Source organism: Dactylosporangium sp. NPDC048998 (assembly GCF_043197855.1).
Taxonomy (GTDB): domain Bacteria; phylum Actinomycetota; class Actinomycetes; order Mycobacteriales; family Micromonosporaceae; genus Dactylosporangium.
The window spans coordinates 66,892-73,141 of sequence record NZ_JBICTV010000037.1 but is presented as its reverse complement, the minus strand read 5'-3'; the positions used below and the strand labels follow the sequence as shown (position 1 = coordinate 73,141).

The following is a 6,250-nucleotide window of genomic DNA, read 5'->3' as shown; positions in this document are numbered from 1 at the left end:
GGCCTGCACGACGACGCCGACCTGGACGCATTCCGCCGCGACGCGGACCGCGCCGTCCACGACGGTGTGCCCTTCCACATCGAGCACTACGTCCAAACCTTCCCCGCCCACCAGCACCAGCTCTTCCTCATCCCGGCCGGAACCCCGCACGGCAGCGGCGAGGGCAACGTCGTCCTGGAAATCAGCGCGACGCCCTACCTGTACAGCCTGCGCTTCTACGACTGGCTACGCAAAGACACAGAGGGCAGACAACGACCGGTCCACGTCGGACACGCCTTCACCAACCTCGACACCGCCCGGGCCGGCGACGCCGTAGCCCGTGACCTCGTCCAGCAACCGCACACGCTGCGCTCGGGTCAGGGCTGGCACGAGGACGTCATCGGCCGCCTCCCCGAGATGTTCTTCGAAGTACGCCGCGTAGAACTGGCCCCGGACGCCGTCGTCGAGGACACCACCAGCCACGGATTCCACGTCCTCAACGTTGTGGAGGGCGACGGCATCGTGCTGGAGACGGAGAACGGTCACCGCCACGACCTCACCTACGCCGAAACCCTGACCGTTCCCGCCGCGGTCGGCTCCTACCGCGTACGCGGCTTGGGAGCGGGCAAGGTCCGCTACGTCAAGGCATTGGTTCCATGAGCCCCGGCGCCACGAACGTCGTGTCAGTCATGGACGTCGGCGGCACACACGTCACCGCGGCCACAGTGGACGTCACGACCCGCGGCATCCTCAACGGACAGTGGTTCCGTGAACCGCTCAACGGCGACGGCGGCGCGGAAGAGATCATGTCCGCCATCGTCACCTGCGCCGCCCGGCTGCCCACCCGGCCCGCCGGCCCCTGGGCCATCGCCGTTCCCGGCCCGTTCGACTACAAACCCGGCATCGCCCGATACGCAGGCGTCGGCAAGTTCGACGCGCTCAACGGCGTCGACCTCCGAACCGCCCTGATGCCGCACCTGCCCGGCGCCGCAAGCATCAGCTTCCACAACGACGCGGACGCCTTCGCCATCGGCGAATGGTGGGCCGGCGCCGCGAACGGACACCGCTCGACCGTCGGGATCACCCTCGGAACAGGTGTCGGCTCCGCCTTTCTGCGCGACGGGCACATCCTGCAGCACGGGCCGGGCATACCGCCGGAAGGACGGGCCGACCTCCTACGCCACGACGGCACACCCCTGGAGGAAACCGTGTCCCGCCGCGCCATCAGGCGAGCCTACGCCCACGCGACGGGCCGATCCCCGGCACCTGACGTCCGGGAGGTCACACAACGCGCGCGACAAGGCGACCAGGCAGCGACCGAGATCCTCACGCGAACGTTCCACACCCTGGGAACCGTACTCGGTCCATACCTGGCGGAGTTCGAGCCAGAGGTTCTCGTCGTCGGCGGATCGATCGCCGCCGCGTGGGATCTCCTGGCCCCACCACTGCGATCCGGTCTCACCGACGCCGATCCCCGAACCGCTCCCATCGCCCTCGAACCCGCGCGTCACCCCACGGAGGCGCCGTTGCTCGGCGCAGCCTACCTGGACCATTCGGGAACGAGGGCCCCGGCGAAGGCGATCCGCGCGTGGTGCGGTGCGCAAGCGCCGCCGCCTGCAACCGGTACTCACGACGAGCAACACTGATGCGCTGGTTACGCTCCAGGCATGTTCCGTGAGGCCCGGCCTGGCGACTTCGAACAGATCATCCGCCTCTATCGGCAACTGCAGCCCGACGATCCGGTGCTGATGGACGGATCTGATACAGCGGCCTTCCATCAGATCCTGAGTTCCCCGGGGTTGCATCTCTTCGTGCTCGAATTGGACGGGGTCGTTGTCGCCACGACGTATCTCAACGTGATTCCCAACATCACTCGATCGGCGTCGCCCTACGCCGTCATCGAGAACGTCGTCGTCGAGGAATCGCAGCGTGGCACAGGTCTGGGCAAACAGATCATGGCCGGCACACTCCGAGCCGCCTGGGATGCGGGCTGCTACAAGGCGATGCTGATGACGGGCTCGCGCAAGCCTGCGACCCACGCCTTCTACAGAGCCTGCGGGTTCTCGGCCGATGCCAAGACAGGGTACGTGGCCCGGCCATCGTGACACGGCTATGACCTTGGCGTGGTCCGCCGGCGCGCTCGGCGGGCCACCCGGTTGAGTGTGATCAGCAGCAGCCGCAGCCGCAGTCCGGTGGGCAGTCTGGATCGTCGCAGCAGCAGGACAGCAGGATCAGCTCACGCATCGGTGGTCACCTCCTTTCGTGCTGGTGGACACCACGTTCCCGGCGCCGGGGGCGGGCAGTTCGCCGAGGGGAGCGCGTCGACCATGGCGACCATCTCGGCGCGCAGTGCGGCCAGGCGCGCCATCTCGGCGTCCAGCTCCGCCAGGCGGCGGCGTAGCAACTGCTCGGCTGGCTCGCATGGGCAGATCCCGGTATCCCGCACAGCCAGCAGGTCGGCGATGTCCCGCAGCCGCAGGCCGATCCGCTGCGCCCCTTGGATGAACATCAGCCGGTCCACAGCATCGCTGTCGTAGGCGCGGTATCCGGCCGGGGTGCGCCGTGGTGGCGGTAGTAGGCCGGCTCGCTCGTAGTAGCGGACGGTGTCCGACGCCACACCGGCGGCCTCGGCCAGCTCACCGACCCGCAACCCGCGGCCTGGACCGGTGGTCGTGGTGCTCATGCCCCCAAGGTAAACCTTGGAGCGTGGTCCAAGGTCAAGGCAGGAGGATCACGGGGACATGTCCTGGCGCTGGTGCGGCGGGCGATGTCGGCGGCGTACTGCGCCGCCGGTGCTCCGGCGTATCCGGTCCAACGGGTTGCCGTGGATGGTGAGATTCCCAGCAGCCGGCTGAGCACAACGGCCGGCAGTTCTACTTAGCGGAGGCATTTCTGGCACGCCCCGTGCGCAATGGAGTCACTCGGCCCACAAGGATGGTTGTCACCGTTTAGTATCCGTGCGTGTAACCGTCTTACCTGCGGTCTGAAGCTCAATCAGTCGCCGTGACCAGGAGGAAGGTTCTCGTGCGGAAGCTGGTGCTCTACGCACTGTTGTCCATGGATGGTGTGGCGGAAGCCCCCGATCGTTACGTCTTCGACTTCGACGAGGCGATGGGTGCCAACCTCGGCCGGGTCATCGAGGCTCAGGACGCGGTTCTCCTCGGCAGGCGGACCTACGACGAATGGGCGCCCTACTGGCCCGGCCCGGGTGAGCAACCGTTCGCTCCCTTCATCAACGGTGTGCACAAGTTCGTGTTCAGCTCGGTGACTCCGGCGGTGTCGTGGGGCAACACCACTGTCGTGACGGGGCCCGTCTCGCAGTATGTCCGCGACCTCAAAGAGCGTGCCGGCGGTCACATCGGCATCCACGGCAGTATTCGCCTCGCGCAGTCCTTAATTGCGGCGGATCTGGTGGACGAACTCAGGCTCGTCATCAGCCCCGTCGTGTTGGGAAGTGGCCGCAAGCTGTTCGAGGATAACGACAGGCTGCGTAAGTGGACGCTGCTGAACGTGGAAGGGACGCCCTCCGGCGCAGTTCTCGCCGACTACGAGCTGGCCGCAAGGAACTGACGAAGCAAGATCGAAGTGCGCATCGACGACCGGTCTACCGCTTCATTCCCAAGCCGAGTTCGAGACCACCTCTCCGCGGCCGGAAGACCCGTTCCGCCACCCAGGCCGGCAGCGAAACGCCCGGTGATCAAGCAAGGTGCAGGTTCGTCCAAGAACGGGTGTCGGGCCGTTGCCCGGCCCAGGCGTCGAGCAGCGTTCGAGCGTCTTCCTCGGCGGCCCCGAGGAAGAGCTGCTGCTCCCCGTCGTACTCGTGGCGCTCCTGGTGGATTGATGAACGACTGCAGCAAGCGCACAGGTCGACGCGGCTGGCGAGCACCTCGAAACCGAGGCGCCGGCGGGCAAAGGACTCGGCGAGTGCTTCGAGTTCGCCAGGACCGCAGGTGACGAGCACTGACAGGGTGGCCGTGTCGGACGGCTCGAACAGGGCGACCTCGTCGAACACCGGCACCGTCATGTCCCCGGAAGTGCGTTCGCCGCTGGGGGCGCCGTCGTGGACGACGACCTCGCCGAAGCGGCGGGACGGGTCGAACGGGACGCTGATCACGCGTGCGCGGGTCGGGCACAGCCGTATGGCCCACACGACCTCCTCGACGTCGGCGAGCCGGACGCAGGTGGGGCCGAGCTCCGCGTCGATCTGGTCCGTGCCGGGGAAGGGCAGCAGCCCGTACCCCGCCCAGGCGTCGCGGGCGGTGTCCCAGTCGCGCAGGATGGTCGCGGCGGTGCCGAGGTTCCAGTACGCGGGCTCTTCGGCGCCTCGTTCCACGTAGGTCACGGCAATCTTGCCGGTTTCGTAGGCACGGGGCCAATCGCGTGCGAACTTGTAGGCGAGGGCGGCGTCGAACCAGGCCGCCTTCGCCGCCTTGCCGCCGAGCCGGGCAGCGACGGCGGCGAGGAGGTCACCGGCCCTCGGCCAGTCCTCCGCCTTGAAGGCCTCGTAGGCTTGCGCGACCGCCGAGACCGTGTCACGGTCCGCGGACCGCAGCGGGTTCGTCCACCGCGAGAACATGCCGGGGACGGTACCAGCCCCCCGGCCAGCAGCGTGATCCACTGACAACGAGCCACCCCCCACCCGGGAGATGACTCAACGCGCGATCTGCCAGGGCCAGTGCGCGAGCCACGTTGCCGGCGCCGAGGATTCCGATCACGCTCATATCCCGACGGTAGGCTGGAGGCTGCCTCGTCGGTTATGACGTAACTTTCCGGCTGTCGCAGTTGGACGCTCGTGGGCGGCCCGCGATCAGGGTGCGCTCCTCGTCCGGCCGCCGGGACGCAGCCTCTCCCTTGACCAGCTGCGGGAAGTCCGGATGCTGCCGGTCGGCGCTGAACCGCCGGTCGTTCAACACGGTTCGCACGCCTTCGTGGCGGCTGACCACCCAGGCCCGCCCGCCGTCGGGCAGCCGAACCCGCGAGACCGGCTCTTCTTCGCGGATCTCTTCGTACGCCGGCGGCGGCGCGAACGGGCACGTACGGGCCATGGGGAACTCGTGATTCTCGACGGTAGTCAGGACCTTTTCCTTCCACGACGTCACGGACAGGCGATAGAGGCTGGACAGCGAAAAGCCGTGTGTGAACGGCAGTTCGGTGGACCGGCGCGACCGGGTTTGGCTCCGGATGCGACGGACCAAGGAACCGCAATGGACCACCGGGACCGACAACATCGGCAGATTTAGACTCGACCCGTCCTCTCACGGGCGAAGTGCGGTTCCGCCGCTTCCAGTCGCGGTACCGCCACGCCCAACCGTCGTGCTTCCGCCAGGGTGTCCCGGCAGATCTCCCGCGGCTCCTGAGCCTCGGGGTCGGAGTGCGCCGCAAAATTCACGCGCACCGGCGCGACATGAGCGGTCAGCCAGGCGAGCGCGGGGGCCGTCAGCCAGGTGGGCGTACGGAACAGCAGCCCGCCGCCCCGGTGACGTCGCAGGTCAAGGCCTCGCGCTTCAAGAAGCGGCAGAAGTTCACGGCCGGCCAGCAGCGCCTCGCGGAACGCGCCCGTCGACCCAGCCAGCTTGGCCAACGACCCCAGCCGCAGGCCCTGCGAGTGCAGGCCCGCGTCCGACACGAAATGGATCCACAGCCAGCCGCGGAAGTCGGGTCGCTCCCGCAGCCGGAACCCGGCCTCGCGAAACACCCTGCGCACGGCCCGCTCCCGGTCGGTCGGGGGCTGGCCGAGTGTGCCGAAGATGACTGCCGGCAGCAGCGTCCCACGGAGCACGCCGTCCTCGCCGAAGCCGCCACCGGCCTGGGGAAAGCCCCACGCGACCTGGTCGACGGGAAGGGCACCGATAGCAGCCTGCGGCTCGGTCCAGATGTTGCCGAAGACCAGCACCGTGGCTTGACCGACGCGCGGCGCCAGGAAGGCCGTCGCCTCCGCAAGGCGGTGGTGCGGCACGCTGAGCACGATCAGGTCGAAGTCGTGGTCTGACTGCAGCTCCTCGCGGTAGCGCACCGGCCACTTCTCGACGACGCGCTGCCCCCACACCCGGCGCCGTGTATCGAGCAGGTCGAGATCTGTCGTGTCCCCGTACGTCGCCGCGCGGCCCGGGCGGACGTAGAACTCGACGTCATGTCCGGCCCGTTCCAAGGCCCAGCCGTAGACGGTGGCGATCACGCCTCGGCCGAACATCAGGATCTTCACGCTGCACCTCGTGGGGTACGATCGATTTGGAGGTAATCTCCACTTTCCAAAATATGGAGGTCATCTCCA

7 protein-coding genes and 1 pseudogene are annotated in these 6,250 nt (G+C 67.9%); 4 read left to right on the top strand and 4 right to left on the bottom strand.

Annotated features, from left to right (window positions below; all coding sequences use genetic code 11):
* The 3 genes and pseudogenes from ACGFI8_RS41595 to ACGFI8_RS41585 all read left to right on the top strand — a co-directional run.
* Positions 1 to 639, top strand: a pseudogene (locus ACGFI8_RS41595) (hypothetical protein); the annotation flags it as partial.
* Positions 636 to 1,625 carry an ROK family protein gene (locus tag ACGFI8_RS41590; RefSeq protein WP_392813173.1) on the top strand — a complete coding sequence of 330 codons (990 nt, stop codon included), beginning with the start codon at positions 636 to 638 and terminating at the stop codon, positions 1,623 to 1,625. The pseudogene ACGFI8_RS41595 and the gene ACGFI8_RS41590, both read left to right, overlap by 4 nt.
* A 21-nt stretch (positions 1,626 to 1,646) precedes the next feature.
* Positions 1,647 to 2,084 carry a GNAT family N-acetyltransferase gene (locus ACGFI8_RS41585; RefSeq protein WP_392813172.1) on the top strand — a complete coding sequence of 146 codons (438 nt, stop codon included), beginning with the start codon at positions 1,647 to 1,649 and terminating at the stop codon, positions 2,082 to 2,084.
* A gap of 131 nt (positions 2,085 to 2,215) precedes the next feature.
* Here ACGFI8_RS41585 and ACGFI8_RS41580 read toward each other — a convergent pair whose 3' ends face one another.
* Entirely contained in the window at positions 2,216 to 2,662 is a 447-nt protein-coding gene (locus tag ACGFI8_RS41580) for a heavy metal-responsive transcriptional regulator (protein ID WP_392813170.1), read from the bottom strand.
* Between the two features lie 341 nt (positions 2,663 to 3,003).
* Between ACGFI8_RS41580 and ACGFI8_RS41575 the strand changes: the two genes are divergently transcribed.
* A complete protein-coding gene (locus ACGFI8_RS41575) occupies positions 3,004 to 3,549 on the top strand; it encodes a dihydrofolate reductase family protein (RefSeq protein WP_392813169.1) in 546 nt (181 codons plus the stop codon).
* Positions 3,550 to 3,676: 127 nt separating this feature from the next.
* On the opposite strand, the gene ACGFI8_RS41570 is transcribed toward ACGFI8_RS41575, so the two are convergent.
* The 3 genes from ACGFI8_RS41570 to ACGFI8_RS41560 all read right to left on the bottom strand — a co-directional run bounded on the left by ACGFI8_RS41570 (position 3,677) and on the right by ACGFI8_RS41560 (position 6,181).
* On the bottom strand, positions 3,677 to 4,555 hold the full coding sequence (locus ACGFI8_RS41570; protein ID WP_392813168.1) for a hypothetical protein: 879 nt from the start codon (positions 4,553 to 4,555) through the stop codon (positions 3,677 to 3,679).
* 178 nt (positions 4,556 to 4,733) lie between these two features.
* On the bottom strand, positions 4,734 to 5,174 hold the full coding sequence (locus ACGFI8_RS41565) for a hypothetical protein (protein WP_392813166.1): 441 nt from the start codon (positions 5,172 to 5,174) through the stop codon (positions 4,734 to 4,736).
* Positions 5,175 to 5,215: 41 nt separating this feature from the next.
* A complete protein-coding gene (locus ACGFI8_RS41560) occupies positions 5,216 to 6,181 on the bottom strand; it encodes a ketopantoate reductase family protein (RefSeq protein WP_392813165.1) in 966 nt (321 codons plus the stop codon).
* Positions 6,182 to 6,250 lie beyond the last annotated feature (69 nt).

What these genes read in the sequence shown, in the direction of transcription:
- ACGFI8_RS41590 (WP_392813173.1), top strand. Translation starts at nt 636, where the DNA reads ATGAGCCCCGGCGCCACGAACGTCGTGTCAGTCATGGACGTCGGCGGC.
- ACGFI8_RS41585 (WP_392813172.1), top strand. Translation starts at nt 1,647, where the DNA reads ATGTTCCGTGAGGCCCGGCCTGGCGACTTCGAACAGATCATCCGCCTC.
- ACGFI8_RS41580 (WP_392813170.1), bottom strand. Translation starts at nt 2,662, where the DNA reads ATGAGCACCACGACCACCGGTCCAGGCCGCGGGTTGCGGGTCGGTGAG.
- ACGFI8_RS41570 (WP_392813168.1), bottom strand. Translation starts at nt 4,555, where the DNA reads ATGTTCTCGCGGTGGACGAACCCGCTGCGGTCCGCGGACCGTGACACG.